Origin of the sequence: Mesorhizobium sp. M7A.F.Ca.CA.004.06.1.1, assembly GCF_003999135.1 — a bacterium.
GTDB lineage: Bacteria > Pseudomonadota > Alphaproteobacteria > Rhizobiales > Rhizobiaceae > Mesorhizobium.
In genome coordinates this window covers 1-3,358 of the sequence record NZ_RZPQ01000661.1, presented here as the reverse complement: position 1 = coordinate 3,358, position 3,358 = coordinate 1, and the positions used below count along the sequence as shown (strand labels likewise).

Annotated in this window: 6 protein-coding genes; all 6 read left to right on the top strand. The window is 64.4% G+C overall.

Annotated elements, in window-relative coordinates:
• The first annotated feature begins 83 nt into the window (after positions 1 to 83).
• Positions 84 to 518, top strand: coding sequence for a DUF2948 family protein (locus tag EN906_RS27855; RefSeq protein WP_127268680.1), 435 nt, complete (start codon positions 84 to 86; stop codon positions 516 to 518).
• Between the two features lie 7 nt (positions 519 to 525).
• On the top strand, positions 526 to 1,818 hold the full coding sequence (gene hisD, locus EN906_RS27850; protein ID WP_127272355.1) for a histidinol dehydrogenase: 1,293 nt from the start codon (positions 526 to 528) through the stop codon (positions 1,816 to 1,818).
• 6 nt (positions 1,819 to 1,824) lie between these two features.
• On the top strand, positions 1,825 to 2,310 hold the full coding sequence (locus EN906_RS27845; protein ID WP_127271901.1) for a UPF0262 family protein: 486 nt from the start codon (positions 1,825 to 1,827) through the stop codon (positions 2,308 to 2,310).
• Positions 2,298 to 2,768 (top strand): low molecular weight phosphatase family protein, encoded by a 471-nt coding sequence (locus EN906_RS27840; RefSeq protein WP_127272356.1) that lies wholly within the window; start codon positions 2,298 to 2,300, stop codon positions 2,766 to 2,768. Before EN906_RS27845 ends, EN906_RS27840 begins: the two co-directional genes overlap by 13 nt.
• Positions 2,769 to 2,855: 87 nt before the next feature.
• On the top strand, positions 2,856 to 3,074 hold the full coding sequence (gene infA / locus EN906_RS27835; protein ID WP_006200926.1) for a translation initiation factor IF-1: 219 nt from the start codon (positions 2,856 to 2,858) through the stop codon (positions 3,072 to 3,074).
• A 21-nt stretch (positions 3,075 to 3,095) separates the two neighbouring features.
• Positions 3,096 to 3,358, top strand: a 263-nt coding sequence (locus EN906_RS27830) for a Maf family protein (protein WP_206529184.1), incomplete at its 3' end; no start/stop codon positions are given.

Genomic DNA, 3,358 nt, shown 5'->3' with positions numbered 1-3,358 from the left:
CTGCAGCTGTTGGTGCGGTTGCACCGATCGCCAAGACCGCCTAACAGAAGGCTGAACAATCAACCTTCAGGTGCGAAATCCGCATGACCGGCCTTAAGCTTATCGCGCTAGACGACCAGGACCTGAGCATCGTTTCGGCTCATGTCCAGGATGCCGTGCTGAAAGTCAGCGACCTCGAATTCCTGCCTGCGGCCAAGCGTTTCCTGCTGACCATGAACCGTTTCGTCTGGGAAGCAAAATCCGGCCTGTTTCGCCAGCACAATGAGCGACGGCAGGCCGTGCTGCATTTCGACCGCGTGCTCGGCGCCAAGACCAGCGGCATCGACCGCGACAAGCCTGCGGAAGTCTTGTCGCTGCTGGCGATCAGCTTCATCGAGATCAGCAAGCCGGCCGGCATCGTCGAGCTGATCTTCTCGGGCGGCGGTGCGATCATGCTCGACGTCGAATGCATCGAGGCCCGCCTTGCCGACATCGGCGGGGCGTGGGAAGCCACCTCGCGCCCCATCCACAAGGCCTGAGCGTCCGATGGCCATCACGCTTCGTCAGTCCGACGCCGATTTCGAGCAGCGTTTCGCCGCCTTCCTGTTGACCAAGCGGGAAGTGTCCGCCGACGTCGATGCAGCGGTGGGCGCCATCATCGCGCGCGTGCGCGCCGAGGGCGACGCGGCGCTGATCGACTATTCACGGAAATTCGATCGCGCCGATCTGGCTGGACTGGGCATTGCCGTTTCGAAGGACGACATCGCCCAGGCCTACAAGGCCGCCGACCCAAAGACGATCGAGGCGCTGGAATTCGCGCGCGACCGCATCCGCTCGCATCATGAGCGGCAGCGACCAAAGGATGACCGCTATACGGATGCCGCCGGCGTCGAGCTCGGCTGGCGCTGGACGGCGGTCGAGGCGGTTGGGCTCTATGTGCCGGGCGGCACGGCGAGCTATCCAAGCTCGGTGCTGATGAACGCCGTGCCGGCCAAAGTGGCCGGCGTCGAGCGCATCGTCATGGTCGTACCGGCGCCGGGCGGCATCATCAATCCGCTGGTGCTGGTGGCGGCCGACATATCAGGCGTGTCGGAAATCTACCGTGTCGGCGGCGCGCAGGCGATCGCCGCCCTTGCCTACGGCACCGAAACGATCAGGCCGGTCGCCAAGATCGTCGGCCCGGGCAATGCCTATGTCGCGGCGGCCAAGCGCCAGGTGTTCGGCGCCGTCGGCATCGACATGATCGCCGGGCCGTCGGAAGTGCTCGTCGTGGCCGACGGCAGCAACGATCCGGACTGGATCGCGGCCGACCTGCTGGCCCAGGCCGAGCACGATGCATCGGCGCAATCGATCCTGGTCACCGACGATCCAGCCTTCGGCATCGCTGTCGAACAAGCCGTCGAGCGCCAGTTGCAGAGCCTGCCACGCGCCGAGACGGCGGCGGCGAGCTGGCGTGATTTTGGTGCGGTGATCCAGGTGTCGACCATCGACGCCGCGCTGCCGCTGGTCGACCGCATCGCCGCCGAACATGTCGAACTGGCCATCGACGACGCCGAGGGCTTCCTGTCGCGGATGCGCAACGCGGGTGCGGTCTTTCTCGGCCGCCACACGCCGGAAGCCATCGGCGACTATGTCGGCGGCTCCAACCATGTGCTGCCTACGGCGCGCTCGGCGCGCTTCTCGTCCGGTCTGTCGGTGCTCGATTTCGTCAAGCGCACGTCGATCCTCAAGCTTGGACCGGAACAGTTGCGGATCTTGGCGCCGGCGGCGATTGCGCTGGCCAAGGCGGAAGGCCTTGACGCGCATGGACGCTCCGTCGCCATACGGTTGAACATGTAGGCGGCGATGTCTGGCCCCGATCAAACCCGCGCCAGGCTGATCGATGTCGAACTCGATGAATCGATCGGCCGGTCGACACCCGATGTCGAGCATGAACGCGCGGTGGCGATCTTCGACCTGATCGAGGAGAACAGTTTTCAGCCCGTCAGTGACAGCGGCGACGGCCCTTACCGGCTGAAACTGTCGCTGGCCGAGCAGCGCCTGGTGTTTGCCGTGGCGCGCGAGGATGGCACCGCCGTCGTCACCCATATCCTGTCGCTGACGCCGCTCAGGCGCATCGTCAAGGACTATTATATGATCTGCGAAAGCTACTACGACGCCATCCGTTCCTCGACGCCGAGCCACATCGAAGCGATCGACATGGGCCGCCGCGGCCTGCACAATGAAGGTTCGCAGACGCTGATGGACCGGCTGTCCGGCAAGATCGACATCGACTTCGATACGGCGCGCCGGCTGTTCACGCTGGTCTGCGTACTGCACTGGCGGGGCTAGCCCTGGCACCCGGCGCCCTGCCCCGTTCGATCCTGTTCCTGTGCGGCATGAATGCCGTGCGCTCGCCCATGGCGGAGCAACTGGCGCGCCGCATGCTGCCCGCCACCGTCTTTGTCGCTTCGGCAGGCGTTCGCGCCGGCGAGCGCGATCCATTCGTCGATGCGGTGCTTGCCGAAGACGGTCTCACGCTGGGCGGGCGTCACCCAAGGACGATGGACGATCTCGAGGACGACTATTTCGACCTCATCGTCACGCTGGCGCCGGAAGCGCACCACGCCGCACTTGAACTCACCCGCTCGCTCGCTGTCGAGGTCGAATACTGGCCGACGCCGGACCCGACCGACGCCAGCGGCACCCGCGAACAGATCATGGCTAGTTATCGCGACGTGCGCGAGCGGCTGAAGGTGCGCATAGGCCGACGTTTTCTGCTTCCAGGAGCAAAAAACGCGACGGATTAAGCGTGTTCACAAGCGGACGATTATCATATAGGTTCCGCCGAAATTCCGGCCAGGGTGCTGGAACTACCATCCAAGCAAAGGTATCGAATGCCGAAGGAAGAAGTCCTCGAGTTTCCGGGTGTCGTGACGGAATTGTTGCCGAACGCGATGTTCCGGGTAAAGCTCGAAAACGAACACGAAATCATCGCCCATACGGCCGGCCGCATGCGCAAGAACCGCATCCGCGTGCTGACCGGCGACAAGGTTCTGGTCGAGATGACGCCATACGACCTGACCAAGGGCCGCATCACCTATCGTTTCAAGTAAGCAAAGCCCGACTGGTCCGCGATGAGCATTTTGCAGAAGCTGGTGCTTGCCTCGGGTTCGCCGCGCCGGATCGAGCTCTTGCAGCAGGCCGGCATCGAGCCGGACCGCGTGCTGCCGGCCGATGTCGACGAAACGCCGTTGCGTGCCGAGCATCCGCGCTCGCTGGCCAAGCGGCTGTCGAGGGAAAAGGCCGAGAAGGCGTTCGCCTCGCTGCAGACCGAAGCCGACTACGCGCCAGGTTTCGTGCTGGCAGCCGACACGGTGGTTGCCGTCGGACGGCGCAG